A 17945-nucleotide genomic window follows, 5' to 3' on the forward strand; every position below is an offset into this window, starting at 1 on the left:
ACGGACTACTGCGATCGTTGGCTATTGCATTGGCGCACACCATTGTGTGCGTTTCCCATTCGATGCCCGCGCAGGGCGCCGCGGGCTGCCATCCGCACGGGTGCCGCGCGCAGGCCCCGGCCGTCCGGTCGGCGGCGGGCTCGATCGCGCTGCGGGCGGCGATAGAGATGATCGGCGTCCCGTACTCGTGGGGCGGCGGCGGTCCGGGCGGCCCCGGATTCGGAATCGGCAAGGGGGCCAGGACCTGGGGATTCGACTGCTCGGGCCTCACCGAGTACGCGTGGGCGCGGGCCGGCGTGGCCATCGGGACGACGACGTACGAGCAGTGGCGGTCCGGGATCCGGATACCGCGGGAGGAGATCCAGCCCGGGGACCTGGTGTTCTACGACAGCGACGTCGACACCCCCGGCCCCGAGCACGTGGCGCTCGCGGTGGACGGCACGCAGATCGTGCACGCGCCCTTCAGCGGCGAGTTCGTCCGGCTCGACGCGCTGGAACGGCCGCGCTTCCTGGGCGTCGTACGCCCGAGCCCGGGCCGTTCCGACGCCTAGGCCGAGCCCGGCTGGCCGAGTTCGCCGGCCGGGCCCGCGCGGAGCCGGGTGCGCCTACGCGTGAGCCCCGCGGCCCAGGTCGTCCTGCAGTGATCGACCTGGGCCGCGAGGCGTTCAGAGCTCGGTGCGCACCAAGCCCGTGCCGTGGCCTCGCGAAATGCCACGGCCCGTACTTTCGGTCCACCTCAAGGCACCAGGAAGGCGACCTTGGCCGGGCGGATCCGCGAATTCTCCTGCGGGTCGCCGATCGTCTTCCTGCCTACGCCACGCGAGGAGGCTCAGTTGTTGTCGCCGTACTTGTCCTGGTTGTTGAGGACGTTGGCCTCGATGTCGTTCAGGTGCAGCAGGGTGAGGATGTCGATGTACTTGATGGAGTCGTTGGCGACATCGTTCAGCGCCGTCAGGTCGTCGAGGATGCTCAGCTGGCTCAGGATGCTCTGCCCGTTGTTGTACGGGTTGGGGCCGACGTCCGCGGACGCGGCGGAGGCGGAGAAGCCGAGAGCGGTGACCGCGATAGCTGCACCGGCCAGAATGCGACGGATCATGTTTGCTTTCCTCCATGGATCGGCGCTGAATTTGTGCGCCATGGTCGTTTGTGCAGGGCTGTGAGGTGCCGCAAATAACCATCGCGGCAGGCAGCGAAAATCGCAACTCGGAATGCCCTAACGAAGGTCAAGGAGACGCCTCGATTTCTTGGCACTCGGTTTCCGCGCTCATCGACGGGGCACTGCATATATCCCGGTCGGGCTGCCCGGTGAACGGGATTCTTTTGGCCTTCCGGCGGCGATGTTGGGGCGTTCGTGCCCTGCCGTTCAGGCAACGATCACCCGAAACTTGAGGAACGACCTACGACGCCGGGGCCCGAGTTCGGCGAATTTGGCGACCAGGTGAGTGGTTATCCAGGTGATCGCCTCGCAGGTGCTGTTCCGCTATAACCGGACGACGGTCGAGCCGGATGTCCCGCTGACCTGCGAGAACGCCCCCGAACCAAAACCGCCCCCTCCCGTCGAAGGACAGGGAGGGGGCGGGACGCGCGGGAGAGGCCGGGTCAGGGGGTGATCAGGTGGTCGAGGGCGGCGGTCAGGCGGTGGAGGGCGGTCAGGGATTCGCGGGCGGCGTCGAGGCCGAGCACGTCCACCAGGCGGTCGGCGAACTCGCGGTGGCCCGGGACGATCCCGGCGATCGCCTCGCGGCCCGCCTCCGTCGGCTGGAGGAGCTTGGCGCGGCGGTGGGCGGGGTTGGGCCGGTATTCGGCCAGGCCCCTCTCCACCAGCAGGTCCGCGATGCGCTGCACACCCTGGCGGGTCATGCCCATCACCCGGGCGATCCCCGCCACGGGCAGCGGCTCCCCCAGGACGGCGCCCAGCACCTGCCACCAGGCCGCCGTCATGCCCGCCGGCTTGGCCAGCTCCTCCGCCACGTGCAGGAACTGGCCGTTGAGCCGGAACGACGCCAGGGCCAGACCGGACAGCAGCTCGGCCGCCACGCTCTCACCGCCGTCACCGCTCCCACCTCGCCCGCCACCGCTCCCGTCGCGGCGGGCAAGGGGGTCTCCGGGGTCGGGGCTGCCGCCGGGGGTCATGCGGCCATCAGCACCTCGAACGCCGAGGCGTCGCTCTCGCCGAACAGGCGGTGCCAGGCGTCGAGGACGTCGGGCCGGTAGACGTCGAGCCGGCGGAAGATCTCCCGGGCGAAGGCGACGGGCTCGGTCGGGCCGGCGGTGACGAGGTCGCCGTCGAGCACGGCGTCCGCCTCCTGGTAGTGCCCGGCTCCGGCGTAGCCCTGCTGGGCCCCCAGGTACGGCAGCGCCGCGCTGGTGTGGCCGCGGTCGTCGAGCAGGCCCTCGCGGGCGAGGCCGGCCGTGGCGCCGCAGATGGCCGCCACCGGCACCCCCGCCTCCAGGAACTCGCGCGCCTCGCGGGCGAACGGCGCCAGCTCGTCACCCGCGTCCCACAGGTCGGCCCCCGGCAGGATGAGCAGCGAGCTGCCCTCGGGCGTGAGCCGGTCGAGCGCGAGGCCCGGGGTGACCCGCAGGCCGCCCATGCTGACGACGGGCTCGCCGGTCAGGCCGACGTTGACGATCTCGTACGCCCCCGGCTCGCGCTGGAAGCGCTCCCTGCGCAGATGGGCGGTCGCGTGCCCGGTCTCCCAGTCGGCGAAGGTGTCGTAGACGGCGTGGTGGATGATTCCCTTCATGACAACATACTGTCATTTCGACAGCATGTTGTCAATGGAGAACCGTGCGAGGATAGGCGCCATGGCACAGATCGTCGGCGGAGGACGGCCGGTCAACGACGCCGAACGGCGCGTGATCTCCTACTTGCGCGACCACGCCCCCGCCGACTGGCTGCTGCTGCACAACGTCGAGGTCCCGCGCGGCGACGACGTGTTCGAGGTCGACCTGCTCGTGCTGACCGCCCACTCGCTCGTGGTCGTCGACGTCAAGGGCACCCGCGGCCGCATCGAGGTGTCCGGCACCCGCTGGTACCCGCCGCGCCGGGAGGCGTTCGGCTCTCCGGTGACCAAGCTGCGGGGCACGGCCAAGGCGCTCAAGGGCCTGCTGGTGTCCAGGGCCACCCAGCTCGAACGCGTCTACGTCGACAGCCTGGTCGTGCTCACCTCGCCCGACGCCGAGCTGGTCGACCAGGCCGGCCGCGACGCCCCCAACGTCACCGACCTGCCCGGCCTGGTGGCCACGCTGGGCGACGTCTCGCGGGTCAGGCGGGGGTGCAGCCCCGACGTGCGCCCCTACCTGACGGCGGTGCTCGACGCGCTCAACCACACCGTGCGCCGCAGCACCGCGCCGCCCAGGTTCGGCAACTGGGAGGTCGAGGAGCAGCTCGGCGGCGACGCCAAGGTCACCGAATACCGCGCGTTCAACGCCACGCTGCCGGGCAGCGAGACCGTGCTGCTGCGGGTCTACCAGGCCGACCCGCTGGCCGACCACGAGGCGCGGGCCGCCGAGCGTCAGCGCATCGCCAACGCCTACCAGTCGCTGGCCCGCATCCCGCCCCATCCGTGCGTCGTGCGCTCGCGCGACTTCTTCGCCATCGACGACGAGAGCCGGTTCGTGCTGGTGCTCGACGACGTCCACGGCGAGGCGCTGCACCTGTCGCTGGGCAAGGGGGCCCGGCTGGGCGTGATCCAGGACCTGCTGCGCGGGCTCGCGCACGCGCACGCCAACGGCGTCGTCCACCGGGCGCTCACGCCCGGGTGCGTGCTGGTCACCGACGACGGGCACGCGGTGCTGACCGGCTTCGACTACGCCAAGCCGGGGCCACGCAACTACACGGTCGCCCACGAGCTGGGCAACGTGCTCGACGCCCATTACGTGGCGCCCGAGTGCCAGGAGCGTCCCGACCGGATGACCACCGCGTCCGACGTCTACGCGGCGGGGGCCATCGCCTACCAGCTGCTCACCGGGCAGCTCCCGACCAGCTCCGACGCCCACGGTCCCGACGTCCCCGACGTGGTGCGCCGGATGCTCGACCACTCCCCGGCCAAGCGGCCGAGCGCCGCCGAGGCGCTCGACGCGCTGCAGGGCGTGCCGTTGCAGCAGTCGCGGCTGCGGCGGCTGGTCCGCCGCCTGGTCTCCGGTCCCTGACGTCCCCCTCAGGCCGGCAGGCTGCGGCGCAGGGCGCTGGCGTGCCTGAGGTAGTCGAGGGCCAGGCCGGTGCGCCCGGCCGAGCGGTGCAGCTCGCCGAGCAGCTGGGTGGCCGACGCCTCGCCGCTGCGGTCGCCGAGCTCCTGGAAGACCTCCAGCGAGCGTTCGAGGCCGGTCGAGGCGCGGGTCAGGTCGCCGCGCGCCGCCTGGAGGCCCGCGAGGCTCTGCAGCGCGTACGCCCCGCAGTGGCGGTCGCCGAGCGACTCGAAGATCTCCAGGGCGTGCCGGTGGAACGACATCGCCTGGTGCAGCCGGCCCATCTGGAGGCACACGCAGCCCTCGCGGTGGGTGTCCCCCAGCTCCTGGGCCAGCCGCATGGCCTCGCCCAGCGACTCCGCCGCCTGGACGAGGTCGCCCGAGGTCAGGCAGGCCCGGCCGATGGCCTGCCGGGCGAACGCCTCGCCGTGCCGGTCCTCGGAGGCGACGAACATGGCCAGCGCCCGGCGCAGATACCCGAGCGACTGGAGGTGCCGGCCGCGGAACTGGTTCACGGCGCCGAGCCCGCAGACCGAGGTCGCCTCGGCCCTGACGTCTCCTATTTCGTGAAATATCTGGCGGGAGAGGGTGAAGCCCTCGGCGGACTCCTCGTACCGGTCCTGGTAGAGGCTGACCTGGGCCAGGCCCCTGAGCATGGCGGCCTCGCCGTACCGGTCGCCGGCGGCGCGGGCGGCGGCCAGGGCGGCGGTGTGCGTACGGCGCCAGGTGCCGAGGTGGCAGTGCAGGTCGAGGTAGGGCACCATGGCGGCGGCCAGCCCCCAGGCCGACTCGGCCAGGCCCAGCTCGGCCGCCAGGTCCACGGCTCCGGCCAGCGCCTCGTGCTCCGACTCGAACCAGGTGATCGGGTCGGCGGTGAGCCGGTCGAGCGTGCGCGCGGGCAGCCGCCACCTGGCCGCCCTGGCCGCGGTGAGGCTGAAGACGGTGGTGGGCAGGCGGGCCATGGCGTGCTCGGTGGTGGCCGTCCAGGCCGCCAGCACCCGGGCCAGCGCGCCGCGGTCGGGGCCGTGGTCGCGGGCGTGCCTGCCGACGAGGTCGGGCACGCGGTAGCGCGGCTGGCCCACGTCGTCGGTGCCGACCGGGTCCAGCAGGTGGGCGTCCACGAGCAGGTCGGTGACGTCGTGCGCGCCGTGCCGGCCGAGTGCCGCGTCCACCACCCAGCCCGGCTGCGCCCCGGCGGCGGGCCCGAGGACGCCGAGCGCGCTCAGGGTACGGGCCGCCTCCGCGGGCAGCCTGCGGTACCCGGCGTCGAGGCAGGCCCGCACCTCCTTCAGCTCGGCCAGCCAGTCCTCTTCGAGCCGCTCGCGCAGCACCGACAGCGACCAGCCGGGCCGGGCCGCCAGCCGGGCTCCGGCGGCCCTGACCGCCAAAGGCGACCCGCTGCACAGCGTGACGACGGCCAGGGCGTCGGCCGGTTCGCGGGCCACCCGCCCGGCCCCGGCGACGCCGCCGAGCAGCGCCAGCGACTCCTCCGGCGACAGCTCGGCGAGCTCGACGCGCAGCGCGCCGGGCAGCTCGGTGATCCGCCGCCTGGTGGTCACGATCACGGCGCTGTCGTTGCCGGGGAGCAAGGGGCGTACCTGGGCGGCGTCGCGGGCGTCGTCCAGCAGGACCAGCATCGGGCGTTCGGCCAGCAGCGACCGCAGCAGCGCCGACCGCTCGCCGGGCGTCGGCGGCGCGCCGGTCACGCCGAGCGCCCGCAGCGCCTCGGCCAGCAGCTCGCCCGGCGCCCTGCCGCCGAGCTCCAGGTAGAGCTGCCCGGCGGGGAAGGCCGGGCGCAGGCGGTGGGCGGCGTGCACGGCCAGGGCCGACTTCCCCACGCCGGGCGGGCCGGAGATCACCGCGACCGAGAACGTCCCGGCCAGCGCGGCCAGGGGGGCGGCCCGGCCGATGAAGTCCGGCAGGTCGGGCGGGAGCTGCCGGGGCACGGCCGGCGCCGCCCGGCCCTCGTCGGCCAGGATCAGCTCGTACGCGCCGCGCAGCTCGGCCCCCGGCTCGACGCCGAGCTCGTCCACGAGCTGGTCGCGGACCGCCGCGTACGTGCGCAGCGCCTCGGCCTTGCGGCCCCCGCGGTGCAGGGCGAGCAGCAGCCGGCCCCACAGGTCCTCCCGGTAGGGATGCTCGACCAGCAGGCCGCGCAGCTCGTCGGCGGCGCCGTCGTGGTCGCCGGCCTTGAGGCGCCGCTCGATCAGCGACTCGGCGGCCCGCAGCCGCAGCCGGTGGAGGTGCTCGATCCGGCGGTCCCAGACCGGGCTGCCCGGCAGGTCGCTCAGTGGCGCGCCGCGCCAGAGCGCGAGGGCCGCGCCGTACTCGCCGCGACGGGTCAGCTCCTCGAACAGGCGAAGGTCGAGCGCGCCGTCGGCGACGTCGATGGTGTAGCCGGCCCCGGCGGCGCGCAGGCCGACCGGGCCGAGCTGGGACCGCAGCGAGCTGACGTAGGTGCGCACGTTGGCCAGCGCCGAACGCGGCGGGCGCCCCGGCCAGAGCACCTCGGCGAGCCGGTCGGCGCCGACCACCTGCCCCGCCTCCAGCAGCAACGTGGCCAGCAGCATGCGGGGTTTGCCGCCGGAGATCCGTAGGGGACGGCCGGCGGAGCGGATCTCCAGCGGGCCGAGGACGTGGAAGGTGACCGTCATGACAGCATCAGCCCCTTTACGGGAGATCTGACAGCTCTTTGTATCGGTTCTGGATGATTCTTGTGCGGCCAATGCGGACTCTGGTGTCACAGATCCCACTGGAAAGGATCACCCCATGAAGCTCAGCCGATCAATGGTCGCCGGCCTGGCATTGTTATTCGGCCTCGGCACGACGACCCCCGCCTTCGCCGACCCGGAGCCGGAGTCCGCGCAGGCGCAGCTCCTCGCGACGAACTTCCAGATGCCGTTCCCCTGCGGCCAGACCTGGACCGGCAACTCCAGCGCGAGCAGCGCCCACCAGTCGTGGGAGATCGACTTCAACAGGGGCAGCACCGCCGACGCCGACCTCGGCGACCCGGTCGTGGCCGCCGCCTCGGGAACGGTGGTGATCTCGGCGCACCAGGGCTCGACCAACGGCTACGGCAACCTCGTCAAGATCGACCACGGCGGCGGCTGGTCCACCTACTACGCCCACCTGAACACCCGGCTGGTCAGCGCCGGCCAGGCCGTCTCGCAGGGCCAGCAGGTCGGCACGGTCGGCAACACCAGCAAGCCGGGCAACAACATCAGCCCCCACCTGCACTACGAGGTGCGCCTGGGCACCAGCTACCCGTCGAACATCCAGAAGGCCGTCTTCAACGGCGTCACCTTCGGCTACCCGGTGCAGACGCTGAGCTCGAAGAACTGCGGCGGCTCCAGCAACCCGTACACGCCGCAGGAGGCCTGCGGCGCCGGCTACGACGTGATCGACTCGGCCGGGCTCGGCACCGACGGGACCGTCTACCTGCTCTACAACGGCTCCAACGGCAACAACTGCGTGGTCACCATGAAGGCGAAGTCGCTCGGCACGGCGACCGCGACGACCGCCTACCTGGAAGTGCAGGGCAGTACCAGGAAGACCGACTCCGGCAACTACGGGTACTACGCCGGTCCGGTCTACGCCGCCGCCGCGAACACGTGCGTCAAGTGGGGCGGCAAGGCCGGCGCCTCGGCCTACGACAGCCCGTTCGAGCACTGCGGCTGAGGCGGCTCAGGCAGTCGTGATCGTGTCGAGGACGTCGATCACGTACAGCATGGGCCTGTCCCCCGGGGAGCCCACGGCCAGCCGGCTGCCGACCTGGCTGCCGACCAGCGCCTCCAGCCAGGCGGGCGGCACCGAGCCGGGCCTGAGCGTGAAGGCGCTGGGACCGCCCTTCCGGTAGGACGAGTCCACCACCGTGCGGGACGGCCAGGACGCGGCCACGTACTGGATGACCACCTTGGAACCGGCCGTGACGTCCCGTCCCGAACCGTCGATGAGGGTCCGGGGCGGGGAGTCCGGCCGCAGGTCGGACGGGATCGCCGGCAGCGCCCGCCCGACGAGCCGCGCGTCGGGCGGGTAGCCGCCGAGGATGTCGAAGACCACCACCAGCGTGTCGGCCGGCGAGACGCCGGTCAGCGGCACGTTCGGGCCCAGAGCCTCGGAGGCCGGGCTGACCAGCATCACCCGGCTGCCGGCCGGCCTGTCGATGAGCGAGGCCCGCCAGGTCTCGGAGACCTGCCTGCCGTCGAAGACGACCGTGGTGGGCTGGTTGCCGTCGTAGGTGCTGAGATACGGCTTGTTTCCCGACCATCGCCGGATGTCCACGTCGGCGAGCACGACGTCCCCCGGGACCGTACGCCGGCCGTTGCCCATGGAGAGCACCGTGATCCGCGGCGTGCGCCCCGGCTTCCCCCGAGGTATGGCGACGACGGGCTTGCTGCCGAACGCGCCCGTCACGACGGGCTGCGAGCCGTCCTCGGCGACGCCACACGAGGTGGCCAGCATGAGTACGGCAGGCCAGAGCAGGCGCACGATTTCCCCCAAGATGCCAGATCCGAAGGGGTTACTTGCCGCAATAGCCAAAAGGAAAGCTGCGGGTCTCGCCATCTCACGACAAAGGGCGCGGGAGACTGGACCGCGTGAGCAAGCCCAACCTGGCCCGCAGGGTCGCAGAAGCAGCCGAGATCGCGTTGACCAACCGCCACTACGTGACGTTCATCGACGTCGTGACGGGGTTGCGCTGGCTGCGGTCCCGGCACGTGGACCTCTGGCGGCAGGGCCGCGCCGGCACGCTGGCCGAACTGGCCGCGGTGGACGAGGAGCGGCTGCTCGTCACGGCCGGGCTGCTGCGGGAATGGGCCCTGGCCAAGGGGCTGCGGCCGGTGGAGACGCCATACGTGGCCGGCACCCGCGACCGGCGCGACCTGCGCTTCACCTCAGGCCACGGGCAGGACGCCTTCCGCGTCCACTGGCTCTCGCCCGATCTGAGCGAGGCCCGGGTGCGGCGGCTCACCGAGCGGCAGAGCAAGGTCCCCGACCTGGTGGCCGTGGTCTCCGAGGACCCGTGGACGTGCGCGTCCTGCGGCGACACCGGGCCGTACCTGATCATGGAGGACGACCGGCCCCACTGCCTGAGCTGCGCCGACCTGGACCACCTGGTGTTCCTGCCGGCGGGCAACGGGGCGCTCAGCCGGCGGGCCAAGCAGGAGAGCGGGCTGTCGGCGGTGGTCGTCCGGTACAACCGGCGGCGCAAGGTCTACCAGCGCCAGGGCGTGCTGGTCGAGGAGGCCGCGCTGGCCGCGGCCGAGGAGCGCTGCCTGGCCGACGAGGAGGCGCGGCTGCGCCGCCGCGAGCGCGACCAGGTGCGCAGGGCCGAGCAGGACGTCGCCTTCCAGGCGGCGATGGCGGCCGAGATCGCCCGGCTGTTCCCGGGCTGCCCGGCCGAGCGGGCCCGCGAGATCGCCGAGCACGCCGGCCGGCGCGGCAGCGGCCGGGTGGGCAGGACGGCGGCGGCCAGGGCGCTCGACGAGAACGCCATCACGCTGGCGGTGATCGCGTCGGTCCGGCACCTCGACACCGACTACGACCGCCTGCTCATGTCCGGCGTCCCCCGGATGGAGGCCAGGGACCGGATCAGGGACGCCATCGAGGCCAGGCTCACGGAGTTCCGGCGACCGCCCCGATGACCGCGCGGGCCCGTCTTCGGTACCGTCCATGCATGGACGACTGGCACACCGTGCGTGCGGAACTGCGGGCCTTCGCGTTGGGGCTGCCCGAGACCCACGAGGACCATCCGTGGGGCGAGACGGTCATCAAGGTCAACAAGAAGGTCTTCCTGTTCCTCGGCCTAGACGAGCAGACGGAGAAGTGGGCCCCGACGTTCGGCGTGAAGCTGCTGTCGGAGGCGCACGGCCACGCGCTGACCGTCGAGGGCGCGGCCCCCAGCGGGTACGGCCTGGGCAGGGCCGGCTGGGTGACCGTGCCGTTCCTGTCGGCGCTGCCCGAGACCGACGTGCTGCTCGACTGGGTCGAGGAGAGCTACCGGGCCATCGCCCCGAAGCGGGCGGTCAAACTACTGGACGGCCAGCCGTAGCGCGAAGGCGACCAGCAGCACGCCGGTCACCCGCTCGACCCTGGCCCGCACCCGCGGCCTGCGCAGCAGCGCGCTCACCCGGTCGATGATCACGTTGTAGAGGCTGAACCAGAGCACGTACAGCACGGCGATGATCGCCGACAGCAGCAGGGCCCGTCCCAGGGTGTCGCCGTGGCCGGGCAGGAACCCCGGCAGCCAGGTCACGAAGAGCAGCAGCACCTTGGGGTTGAGCAGGTTCGACAGCAACCCCCTGCGCACGTGCACGAGCGGCGAGCCGGTCGGGGGCGCGGCGCCCTCCACGGCCTTGGCCCGGTTCCGGCTCGACAGCAGGGTGTGCACCCCGAGCCAGAGCAGGTAGCAGATGCCGAGGGCGCGCACCACGGTGAAGGCGGTGGGCGAGGCGGCCAGCAGCGCCGACAGGCCGACCGCGGCGGCCGCGGCGTGCACGGACAGGCCCAGCAGGCCGCCGAGCATGGTCAGCAGGCCGGCCACGCGGCCGTGGGCGAGGGAGTTGCGCATGATCAGGGCCGCGTCGGGGCCGGGGATCATGATCATGATCAGCGTCGTGACCGCGAAGGTCAGCAGCATGGCGGGGGTCTCCCGGAGCTGGGGGCGCGCTCCCGCCCGACCCGCCGGGTGTGCGGAGGTCGCACGGTCACGCGGGCGAACATCGTCAGTGCCTTGTGGGCACCGGCCATGATATCTGGATCAGTTTGCCGAAACACGCCAGGAAAGGCGATAAGGGACCTCTGTGACGAAAGCCACCGCGAGGTCCCTGATCTGTCCCGGCGAATGCCCCCTCTATTCGGCGAAGGCCGCCAGTGCGATGCCGAGGCCGCGTTCGTTCTGGCCCTGGGCCTTGGCGTCGGTGGAGTTGAGCGAGTAGACCACGACGCGGCTCAGGTCCTGGGTGGCGCCGATGCCGGTGGAGCTGCCGTAGCGGGCGCCGGTCTTGCCGTACGCTACGATGCCGCCGGGCAGCGTCAGCTCGGTCAGGCCCGAGGTGTAGTGGGCCGGCTCGTCGTCGGTGCCGTACATGGCCACCTTCGGCACGGTGAACATCGGCTTCAGCTGCTCGGCGGGCACGAGCCGGCCGCCGAACAGCGCCTTGGTGAACTTCTCCAGGTCGGCGGCGGTGGAGATGAGGTCGCCCGAGGCCCAGGTGGAGGTGACCTCCATCTCGGTCACGTCCACGACGTACGCGTCGCCGTAGGGGAAGGAGTCGGGGAAGCCCTTGGGGACGACCTGGTAGCCCTGGTTGTGCCGGCCGTGGATCTTGACGGACCTGCCGGGGAAGTAGCTCTGGTTCATGCCGGCCGGGCGCAGGATCCGGGCGCCGACCTCCTGCTCGTACGACCTGCCGGTGACCTTCTCGATCACCAGGCCCTCGACGAAGGTGTTGATGTTGAGGTAGTGCTGCTCGGTCCCCGGGGTGAACTCGATCGGGTTGAGCACGGCCTGGCGGACGTACTCCCGCGGGGTGATCGTCTTGAAGCGGTCGGCGTAGACCCGCTCGAAGCCGCCCTCCGACTTCGGCGCGGGCAGCCCGCTGGTGTGGTTGAGCACCTGGGCCAGCTTGACCGGCGGATAGTCGGCGGGCAGCAGCCCCGGCAGGTAGTCCTGGACCGTGCGGTCGAGGGAGACCTTGCCCTCGGCCACCAGCTGGAGCACGACCGCCGTGGTGAGCACCTTGGTCACGCTGCCCGCCCGGAACCTGGCGCCCTCCCTGGCCGGGTGCTTCCCGCGCAGATCGGTCACGCCGGAGACGCCGTGCCAGGAGCCGGCCGAGCCGCTGACCCTGACCTCGGCCGCGGTGGCGTCGGCCGCGGGCAGCCCGGCGATGCTCTTGCGCAGCGCGGTCTCGTTGATCGGCGGCACCTGGACGGCGGCGGCGGCGCTGTGGGCGCCCACCTCCGCATGGGCGAGGGCGGGAGCGCTCACGGTCAGGGCGGACAGGGCCAGGACGGCGGCGGCGAGACGGGTGCGCTTCATGGGGATCTCTCCAGGTCACATCGGCTTTCGATGGGACAATCCTGGCCAGAGACCCCCTGGCGGCGGATCGCCGACAACGGCGATCTTCCGGCTCGCTCTCAGGAGGGAGGGGACTCGCCCGATCAGGTGACCGCGAGCCGCCGGGCGTACCGCTCGTCCCGCCACAGCTCCTTGTCCAGCACCTCCAGCAGCGTGGTGGCCGCGTCGTGGACGTCGGCGTAGCCGATGTAGAGCGGCGCGAAGCCGAACCTCAGGACGTCCGGCGCGCGGAAGTCGCCGTGCACCCCCCGGTCGATGAGGGCCCGCATGACCGGGTAGCCGTCCGGGTGGTGGAAGCAGACCTGGCTGCCGCGCGAGTCCGGCTCGGCGGGCGAGACCAGCTTGAGCGCGTCGCCGACCAGGTCGACGAAGAGCGAGGTCAGGGCGAGGCTCTTGGCCCGCACCTGCGCCATCGGCACCCGCTCCCAGATGTCCAGCGCCGCCTCCAACGCGGCGAAGGACACCACGTGCGGCGTGCTGACCGCGAAGCGCCGGACGCCCTCGGCCGGGCGGTAGCCGGTCTCGAAGGCGAACGGCTCGGCGTGGCCGTGCCAGCCGGACAGCACGTTCTCGGCGGTGGCGTGGTGGCGCGGGTTGACGTAGAGGAAGGCGGGCGCGCCGGGTCCGGCGTTGAGGTACTTGTACGTGCACCCGACCGCGAAGTCGGCCTGCGACACGTCCACCTCCATGGCGCCCACGCTGTGGCACACGTCCCAGACCATGAGCGCCCCGGCCGCCTGGACCTGGGCGGTCACCGAGGGCACGGGCCGCCGGGCGCCGGTGCGGTAGTCCACCTCCGACAGCAGCACGACGGCCGCGTCGTCGAACCGGCCCTCGGCGTAGTCGCGCACCTCGTAGTCGCCGAGCAGCCGGGCCAGGCCCTGGGCGATGTAGTGGTCGGTGGGGAAGTTCCGCGGGTCGGAGACGATCACCTTGCGGCCGGGGCGCAGCCGTACGGCGGCGGCCAGCGCCTGGTAGGCGGCGATCGTGGTGGTGTTGCCCACGACGACCTGGCCGGGGCCGGCCCCGATCAGCGGCGCGAGCCGGTCGCCGGCGGTCAGCGGCTGGTCGTACCAGCCGGCCGCGTTCCAGCCGCCGACCAGCTGGCCGCCCCACTCGTCCTCGACCGTGCGGCGCACCCGTTCCGCGGCGCGGCGGGGCATCGCGCCGAGCGAGTTGCCCACGAGGTAGACGACCCCTTCGGGCAGGACGAACTCGTCCTTGAACGGCCGCAGCGGATCGTCGGCGTCGAGGGCGAGGCAGGCGTCGCGGTCCAGCACCGGTTGTGCTCCTTACGAGGGTGAGATGGTGGCGATTATCCGGTTTACACCATTCTGGTACTCGCGGACGTACCAGTTCTGCACCGGATTGTGGGCCGCGTCCAGGCGGAGCGATCCTCGTGGGCCGTCCAGCTCGCCCACCCCGGCCAGCGCCTTCGTCAGGTCGCCGCCGGCGGCCGCCGCCCGGTCGATCAGCCGCATCGCGTCCCAGCTCTGCAGCGCGACCGCGGACGGGTTCCGCCCGGTGCGCGCCCGCCACCCCGCCACGAACGCGGCGTTGGCCGGGTTCTGCAGCGCGGGCGACCAGAGCCCGACGCTGACCATGCCCTCGGCGTCCCGGCCGACCGCGCGCAGGACGTCCTCGTCGGCCAGGTTCTGGCAGGCCAGCAGCTTGATCCTGGCATCGTAGCCGAACCGCTTGAACGCCTTGACGAACGCGACCGCCTCCCCGCCCGCGTAGAAGGCGTACAGAAGCCGCGCCTCGCGCGGTATGCGCGCCAGGTACGGCTCCAGGTCGGCCTGCCCGCCGAACGGCGTCAGGATGCGCTTGAGCGGCCCGGCGCCGTATCCCTCGGCGAAGCCGGTCAGGGTCTCGGCGCCCGCGGAGTAGTCGGAGGCCATGAGCACCACGTCCTGGCCGGCGTAGTGCTCGGCGGCGTACCGGCCGGCCGCGTAGCCGTGCGCGCGGTTGGTGTAGGACACCCGGAAGACGCCGGGCCCGCCGAGCTGGTCGGCGCCCGCGTTCGCGATCACCACCGGGGTGCCGGCCGCCTCCTTGACCACCGAGACGGCGACCGGGGAGGCGAGCAGGCCGGTGAGCACGTCGGCCCCGCCGTCGATCAGCTTCCTGGCCTGCTCGGCGCCGATCTCCGGGCTGCCGGCGTCGTCGGCCACGACCAGCCGGGCCGGTCGGCCGCCGAGCAGGCCGTGGTGGTCGTCCAGGTAGAGCCGCATGGCGGTCTCCATGTCGTCGCCGAGGGTGGCGTACACGCCGGTCTGCGAGATGATCGCGCCGACCCGTACGGGCTCGTCCTCCGCGGCGAGGGGCACCGAGCCGCCGCAGCCGGCGACCATCAGCGCGACCAGCCCCAGCACGGCAACGCGCATGGGAGCCCCCTTCAGCCCTCGCCCGACGCCCCGGGCACGCGCGGCGCGCGGGCGTCGGTGGCCAGCTAGCCCTTGCCGGGGTGCAGCGCGCCGCACCGGTCACACGTGCGGGCCTTCTCGTCGCCGTAGAACGCCTCGAAGACCGGCGGCAGGTCCTTGACGATGTCGCGCACCTGGAGCTCGACCTCGTGGACCTTGGCGCCGCACTCCGCGCAGTACCACTGGAACTTCTCCAGCTCGCCCTCGGGCCGGACGCGCTCCACCACCAGCCCGACGGACCCGGCCTCCGGGCGCTGCGGCGAGTGCGGCATGCGCGCCGGCAGCAGCCACATCTGGCCCTCCTTGACGTGCACGGTCTCGGGGCCGTTCTCGGTCACCACGTTGACGTGCATGTTGCCGCGCACCTGGTAGAACAGCTCCTCGTACGGATCGACGTGGAAGTCGGTCCTGGAGTTGGGCCCGCCGACCACCATCACGATGAAGTCGCCGGCCCCCTCGAAGACCACCTTGTTGCCGACCGGCGGCTTGAGCAGGTGGGCGTGCTCGTCGATCCACTTGGTGAAGTCAATGGGGGGAATCATGGTCGCTCCTGTGGATGGTAGGCGACGGCCTGCATCTCGATGAGCAGGTGCGGGTGCGGGAGCTGGTGCACCGCCACCGTGGTCCTGGTCGGACCCTCCTCGTCGAAGAATTCGGCGTACACCTCGTTGTAGCCCTTGAAGTCGTTCATGTTTACCAGGTACGTGGTGATCTGTACGAGATCCGCGAGCGAGCCTCCGGCGGCCGTGAGCAGGTCCCCGACGTTCTCGATGACCGCCCGCGTCTGGGCGCGGATGTCCAGGTCGGTGACGCCGAACCGGTCGGCGCGGGCGCCCGCGAAGGTGCCGTCGGGCCTGCGGGAGCTGGTGCCGGAGACGTACAGGAAGTCGCCCGCCCGCTTGACGTGCGGGAACCGTCCACGGGGCACAGCCTTGCCGGGGACGCGGATGGCCTCGCGGTTCACGTGCCGAACACCGCCCGCACCGATCCGAGCCCCTCGATCCTGGCCTCGAACACGTTCCCGGCCTCGACCGGCACGACGGGGCCGAGCGCGCCGGTCAGGACGACGTCCCCGGCGCGCAGCGGGTGGCCGGTGGCGGCCAGCGCGCCGGCCAGCCAGAGGGCGGCGTTCAGCGGGTTGCCCATGCACGCGGCTCCGGACCCGGCCGAGACCTCCTCGCCGTCGCGGGTCATCGTCATCGCCGCCGCGCCGAGGTCGAGGTCGGTCAGCCGCTTCGGCGTGGCACCCAGCACGTACGCGCCGGAGGAGGCGTTGTCGGCGACCGTGTCGGTGATCGTGATGTCCCAGTCGGCGATGCGCGAGTCGGCGATCTCGATGGCGGGCAGCGCGAACTCCACCGCCCTGATCACGTCCACCAGCGTGAACGGCCCCTCGGTCAGGTCCTTGCCGAACACGAGCGCGACCTCGGCCTCGGCGCGCGGCTGCAGGAACCGCTGCACCTCGATGGGCCGTCCGTCGAGCTCGGCCATGTCGGCGAAGAGCATGCCGTGGTCGGGCTGGTCGATGCCGAACTTCCGCTGCAGCAGCGGGTTGGTGGCGCCGATCTTCCGGCCGACCGGCCGCCGGCCCTCCGCCAGCGCCCGCCGGATGTTGATGTCCTGCACCGCGTAGGCGTCGGTGACCGTGGTGATGAGATCCCTGAGCGGCGCGCAGGGCTTGCCGGTACGCGCGGCCTCGACGAGCCGCTCGGCGGCCTGACCCCGGGTGTCGACGGCCAGGGACCATTCGTCATGCATCGGGTTGCTCCAGTTTGATGGTGATCGTGGTGGGCTCGGAGTAGAAGTCGAGCGACTGCGTGCCGCCCTCCCTGCCGATGCCCGACAGCTTCACGCCGCCGAACGGGGTGCGCAGGTCGCGCAGGTACCAGGTGTTGACCCAGACCAGCCCCGCCTCCAGGCGCTGGGCCACGCGATGGGCGCGGTCGAGATTGGTGGTCCAGAGGGTGGCGGCCAGGCCGTACTCGCTGCTGTTGGCCAGGTCGATCGCCTCGGCCTCGCTGTCGAAAGGAGCCACGTGGCACACGGGACCGAAGATCTCCTCTCGATTGAAGCGGGACCACTCCGACAACCCTGTCATTACCGTCGGTTCCACGAAATATCCGGAATCGCGGTGGTCGCCGAACGTCGGGACGCCGCCCCCCGTGAGCACCTTGGCCCCCTCCGAGCGGGCCAGGGCGTAGTAGGACAGCACCTTCTCCCGATGCCCGGCCGAGATCATCGGCTGCGGCTCGACCTCCTGGGCGCGCGAGGCCAGGAGGCCGCAGAAGTCCTCGAAGATCGGCCGCTCGACGTAGAGCCGCTCGGTGCACAGGCACACCTGGCCGCCGTTGGTGAAGACCGACTTCACCGTGCCCGCGACGGCCCGGCCCAGGTCGCAGTCCTCGAAGATCAGGCCGGCGTTCTTGCCGCCCAGCTCGAACGAGATCGGCTTGACCCGGTCGGCGGCGGTCTTCATGATCTGCGTCCCGGTCGCGGTCGAGCCGGTGAACGTCACGCCGTCCACGCCCGGGTGCTCGACGAGGAGCTGGCCCGCCGGGCCGTGCCCGAAGATGATGTTGACCACGCCCGGGGGCAGGCCGGCCTCGGCGCAGATCTCGGCGAAGACCGCGGCCGAGCCGGGCGTGTGCTCCGACGGCTTGACGACCACGGTGTTGCCGGCGACGAGGGCGGGGGCCAGCTTCCACGTCATGAGCAGGAACGGCAGGTTCCATGGCACGATCACGGCGACCACGCCGAGCGGCCTGCGCACGGTGTAGCTGAGCACGCCGGCGAGGTGGAAGGCGTCGTCGGGGCGCTGGGAGGCGATCTCGGCGAACGCGCGGAAGTTCGCGATGCCGCGCGGCACGTCCAGCGTGCGGGTCTGGCCGAGCGGCTTGCCGGTGTCGGCGATCTCGGCCGTGACCAGGTCGTCGAAGCGGACCTCGATGCCCTCGGCGAGGCGGCGCAGCCATCCGGCCCGCTCGGCCACCGGCAGCCCCGCCCAGTCGCGCGCCGCCTCCCTGGCCGCGCGCACCGCCCGGTCGACCACCTCCGGATCGGCCTCGTGCACCTGCCTGATCACCCCGCCCGTCACCGGGTCGTGGACCGGGAACGCATTGCCCGCCGCCACCGGCAGCCCGCCGATGAAATGGGTCAGCACAGCAGCCTCCTCTAGCCTCACTCCCGGTATAGATCGTCGGGCGACGGTGAGACAACAGTCGGGCGGGGGCGGGAACCACGCGGGCCCG

At 72.2% G+C, this 17945-nt stretch carries 18 protein-coding genes; 5 read left to right on the forward strand and 13 right to left on the reverse strand.

The features are described from left to right. The first annotated feature begins 62 nt into the window (after positions 1-62). Positions 63-551, forward strand: a complete 489-nt coding sequence (locus ACIBQ6_RS14485; RefSeq protein ID WP_358291636.1) for a C40 family peptidase — start codon at positions 63-65, stop codon at positions 549-551. Positions 552-829: 278 nt separating this feature from the next. Here ACIBQ6_RS14485 and ACIBQ6_RS14490 read toward each other — a convergent pair whose 3' ends face one another. The 3 genes from ACIBQ6_RS14490 to ACIBQ6_RS14500 all read right to left on the reverse strand — a co-directional run bounded on the left by ACIBQ6_RS14490 (position 830) and on the right by ACIBQ6_RS14500 (position 2747). Beyond that, positions 830-1096, reverse strand: a complete 267-nt coding sequence (locus ACIBQ6_RS14490) for a hypothetical protein (protein WP_352322992.1) — start codon at positions 1094-1096, stop codon at positions 830-832. Positions 1097-1599: 503 nt separating this feature from the next. After that, a complete protein-coding gene (locus tag ACIBQ6_RS14495) occupies positions 1600-2037 on the reverse strand; it encodes a MarR family winged helix-turn-helix transcriptional regulator (protein WP_387671453.1) in 438 nt (145 codons plus the stop codon). A 92-nt stretch (positions 2038-2129) separates the two neighbouring features. After that, positions 2130-2747 (reverse strand): type 1 glutamine amidotransferase family protein, encoded by a 618-nt coding sequence (locus ACIBQ6_RS14500; RefSeq protein ID WP_397212305.1) that lies wholly within the window; start codon positions 2745-2747, stop codon positions 2130-2132. A 61-nt stretch (positions 2748-2808) separates the two neighbouring features. Between ACIBQ6_RS14500 and ACIBQ6_RS14505 the strand changes: the two genes are divergently transcribed. Then, positions 2809-4155 (forward strand): NERD domain-containing protein kinase family protein, encoded by a 1347-nt coding sequence (locus ACIBQ6_RS14505; RefSeq protein WP_352322989.1) that lies wholly within the window; start codon positions 2809-2811, stop codon positions 4153-4155. Between the two features lie 8 nt (positions 4156-4163). Here the strand turns inward: ACIBQ6_RS14505 and ACIBQ6_RS14510 are convergent, their stop codons facing one another. Continuing rightward, positions 4164-6845, reverse strand: coding sequence for a BTAD domain-containing putative transcriptional regulator (locus ACIBQ6_RS14510; RefSeq protein ID WP_397212307.1), 2682 nt, complete (start codon positions 6843-6845; stop codon positions 4164-4166). 115 nt (positions 6846-6960) lie between these two features. Here ACIBQ6_RS14510 and ACIBQ6_RS14515 point away from each other — a divergent pair, with 115 nt between their 5' ends. Next, the gene (locus tag ACIBQ6_RS14515) at positions 6961-7869 is read left to right on the forward strand and encodes a M23 family metallopeptidase (protein WP_397212309.1); all 909 of its coding nucleotides are present in this window, start codon (positions 6961-6963) and stop codon (positions 7867-7869) included. A 6-nt stretch (positions 7870-7875) separates the two neighbouring features. On the opposite strand, the gene ACIBQ6_RS14520 is transcribed toward ACIBQ6_RS14515, so the two are convergent. Further along, positions 7876-8679, reverse strand: coding sequence for an FKBP-type peptidyl-prolyl cis-trans isomerase (locus ACIBQ6_RS14520; RefSeq protein ID WP_358291627.1), 804 nt, complete (start codon positions 8677-8679; stop codon positions 7876-7878). Positions 8680-8786: 107 nt separating this feature from the next. Here ACIBQ6_RS14520 and ACIBQ6_RS14525 point away from each other — a divergent pair, with 107 nt between their 5' ends. Together ACIBQ6_RS14525 and ACIBQ6_RS14530 are read left to right on the forward strand one after the other, a co-directional pair. Then, positions 8787-9833, forward strand: coding sequence for a DUF2293 domain-containing protein (locus tag ACIBQ6_RS14525; protein WP_397212311.1), 1047 nt, complete (start codon positions 8787-8789; stop codon positions 9831-9833). A gap of 32 nt (positions 9834-9865) precedes the next feature. Continuing rightward, positions 9866-10240, forward strand: coding sequence for an MmcQ/YjbR family DNA-binding protein (locus ACIBQ6_RS14530; protein WP_358291625.1), 375 nt, complete (start codon positions 9866-9868; stop codon positions 10238-10240). Here ACIBQ6_RS14530 and ACIBQ6_RS14535 read toward each other — a convergent pair. From ACIBQ6_RS14535 to ACIBQ6_RS14570, 8 genes are all read right to left on the reverse strand, one after another. Further along, positions 10220-10828 carry a LysE family translocator gene (locus ACIBQ6_RS14535; protein WP_397212313.1) on the reverse strand — a complete coding sequence of 203 codons (609 nt, stop codon included), beginning with the start codon at positions 10826-10828 and terminating at the stop codon, positions 10220-10222. The genes ACIBQ6_RS14530 and ACIBQ6_RS14535 overlap by 21 nt on opposite strands. Positions 10829-11041: 213 nt before the next feature. Next, positions 11042-12232 carry a serine hydrolase domain-containing protein gene (locus ACIBQ6_RS14540; RefSeq protein WP_397212316.1) on the reverse strand — a complete coding sequence of 397 codons (1191 nt, stop codon included), beginning with the start codon at positions 12230-12232 and terminating at the stop codon, positions 11042-11044. A 122-nt stretch (positions 12233-12354) separates the two neighbouring features. Beyond that, positions 12355-13551, reverse strand: coding sequence for a kynureninase (gene kynU, locus ACIBQ6_RS14545; RefSeq protein ID WP_358291623.1), 1197 nt, complete (start codon positions 13549-13551; stop codon positions 12355-12357). Between the two features lie 12 nt (positions 13552-13563). Then, complete coding sequence (locus ACIBQ6_RS14550) at positions 13564-14658, reverse strand: ABC transporter substrate-binding protein (protein WP_397212318.1); 1095 nt, start codon at positions 14656-14658, stop codon at positions 13564-13566. A gap of 65 nt (positions 14659-14723) precedes the next feature. Beyond that, on the reverse strand, positions 14724-15239 hold the full coding sequence (locus ACIBQ6_RS14555) for a 3-hydroxyanthranilate 3,4-dioxygenase (protein WP_397212320.1): 516 nt from the start codon (positions 15237-15239) through the stop codon (positions 14724-14726). Next, entirely contained in the window at positions 15236-15661 is a 426-nt protein-coding gene (locus tag ACIBQ6_RS14560) for a RidA family protein (protein ID WP_397212323.1), read from the reverse strand. The genes ACIBQ6_RS14555 and ACIBQ6_RS14560 overlap by 4 nt, the downstream gene beginning before the upstream one ends. Then, the gene (locus ACIBQ6_RS14565) at positions 15658-16455 is read right to left on the reverse strand and encodes a 2-keto-4-pentenoate hydratase (protein ID WP_397212325.1); all 798 of its coding nucleotides are present in this window, start codon (positions 16453-16455) and stop codon (positions 15658-15660) included. The genes ACIBQ6_RS14560 and ACIBQ6_RS14565 overlap by 4 nt, the downstream gene beginning before the upstream one ends. Beyond that, positions 16448-17857 (reverse strand): aldehyde dehydrogenase family protein, encoded by a 1410-nt coding sequence (locus ACIBQ6_RS14570; RefSeq protein ID WP_358291617.1) that lies wholly within the window; start codon positions 17855-17857, stop codon positions 16448-16450. The genes ACIBQ6_RS14565 and ACIBQ6_RS14570 overlap by 8 nt, the downstream gene beginning before the upstream one ends. Positions 17858-17945: the final 88 nt, after the last annotated feature.

It is taken from the genome of Nonomuraea sp. NPDC049655, from assembly GCF_044465465.1.
Lineage (GTDB): Bacteria > Actinomycetota > Actinomycetes > Streptosporangiales > Streptosporangiaceae > Nonomuraea.

Excerpts from the sequence above, each read along its gene's own strand:
- ACIBQ6_RS14485 (WP_358291636.1), top strand. The coding sequence starts at position 63 with ATGCCCGCGCAGGGCGCCGCGGGCTGCCATCCGCACGGGTGCCGCGCG.
- ACIBQ6_RS14490 (WP_352322992.1), bottom strand. The coding sequence starts at position 1,096 with ATGATCCGTCGCATTCTGGCCGGTGCAGCTATCGCGGTCACCGCTCTC.
- ACIBQ6_RS14500 (WP_397212305.1), bottom strand. The coding sequence starts at position 2,747 with ATGAAGGGAATCATCCACCACGCCGTCTACGACACCTTCGCCGACTGG.
- ACIBQ6_RS14505 (WP_352322989.1), top strand. The coding sequence starts at position 2,809 with ATGGCACAGATCGTCGGCGGAGGACGGCCGGTCAACGACGCCGAACGG.
- ACIBQ6_RS14510 (WP_397212307.1), bottom strand. The coding sequence starts at position 6,845 with ATGACGGTCACCTTCCACGTCCTCGGCCCGCTGGAGATCCGCTCCGCC.
- ACIBQ6_RS14515 (WP_397212309.1), top strand. The coding sequence starts at position 6,961 with ATGAAGCTCAGCCGATCAATGGTCGCCGGCCTGGCATTGTTATTCGGC.
- ACIBQ6_RS14530 (WP_358291625.1), top strand. The coding sequence starts at position 9,866 with ATGGACGACTGGCACACCGTGCGTGCGGAACTGCGGGCCTTCGCGTTG.
- ACIBQ6_RS14535 (WP_397212313.1), bottom strand. The coding sequence starts at position 10,828 with ATGCTGCTGACCTTCGCGGTCACGACGCTGATCATGATCATGATCCCC.
- ACIBQ6_RS14540 (WP_397212316.1), bottom strand. The coding sequence starts at position 12,232 with ATGAAGCGCACCCGTCTCGCCGCCGCCGTCCTGGCCCTGTCCGCCCTG.
- ACIBQ6_RS14550 (WP_397212318.1), bottom strand. The coding sequence starts at position 14,658 with ATGCGCGTTGCCGTGCTGGGGCTGGTCGCGCTGATGGTCGCCGGCTGC.
- ACIBQ6_RS14555 (WP_397212320.1), bottom strand. The coding sequence starts at position 15,239 with ATGATTCCCCCCATTGACTTCACCAAGTGGATCGACGAGCACGCCCAC.
- ACIBQ6_RS14565 (WP_397212325.1), bottom strand. The coding sequence starts at position 16,455 with ATGCATGACGAATGGTCCCTGGCCGTCGACACCCGGGGTCAGGCCGCC.